Annotated in this window: 1 protein-coding gene; it reads left to right on the top strand. The window is 71.3% G+C overall.

The window, feature by feature from the left end; all coding sequences use genetic code 11:
• The coding region (locus tag G3I60_RS43685; RefSeq protein WP_164299732.1) for a DEAD/DEAH box helicase at positions 1-986 on the top strand (986 nt) is incomplete at both ends.

Raw genomic sequence — 986 nt, 5'->3', positions numbered from 1 at the left:
GCCAGGACCGCCGGTCAGCGCGCCGAACCGCTGCAGCCGCTGGCTCTGGTCCTGGTCCCGACCCGTGAGCTCGCCCAGCAGGTCACCGACGCGCTGACCCCGTACGCCCGCTCGCTGCGCCTGCGGATGGCCACCGTGGTCGGCGGCATGTCCATCGGACGGCAGATCCACCTGCTGCGCGGTGGCGCCGAAGTCGTCGTCGCCACGCCGGGCCGGCTCAAGGACCTCATCGACCGGGGCTCCTGCCGCCTGGACCAGGTCGGCATCACGGTCCTCGACGAGGCCGACCAGATGGCCGACATGGGCTTCATGCCGCAGGTCACCGCCCTGCTGGACCAGGTGCGCCCGGACGGACAGCGCATGCTGTTCTCCGCCACCTTGGACCGCAACGTCGACCTTCTGGTGCGCCGCTACCTGCACGACCCGGTCGTCCACTCCGTCGACCCGTCGGCCGGCGCGGTCACCACGATGGAGCACCACGTGCTGCACGTGCACGGCGGGGACAAGAACGCGGTGACGACGCAGATCGCCGCCCGTGACGGCCGGGTCATCATGTTCCTCGACACCAAGCACGCCGTGGACAAGCTCACCGACCACCTGCTGAACAGCGGAGTGCGCGCCGCGGCACTGCACGGCGGCAAGTCCCAGCCGCAGCGGACCCGCACCCTGGAGCAGTTCAAGACCGGACACGTCACCGTGCTGGTCGCCACGAACGTCGCCGCGCGCGGCATCCACGTCGACAACCTCGACCTGGTCGTCAACATCGACCCGCCGAGCGACCACAAGGACTACCTGCACCGCGGCGGCCGCACCGCGCGCGCCGGTGAGTCCGGCAGCGTCGTGACCCTGGTCCTGCCCAACCAGCGCCGCGACATGATCCGCTTGATGCGGGACGCCGGCATCACCCCGCAGACCGCACAGGTCCGCCCCGACGAGGCCGAACTGACCCGGATCACCGGCGCCCAGGCCCCCAGCGGCATCCCGTG

The sequence above is a fragment of the Streptomyces sp. SID13666 genome (assembly GCF_010548325.1).
In the GTDB taxonomy this organism is placed as follows: Bacteria; Actinomycetota; Actinomycetes; order Streptomycetales; family Streptomycetaceae; genus Actinacidiphila; species Actinacidiphila fildesensis.
This window is presented reverse-complemented; position numbering and strand designations above follow the sequence as displayed.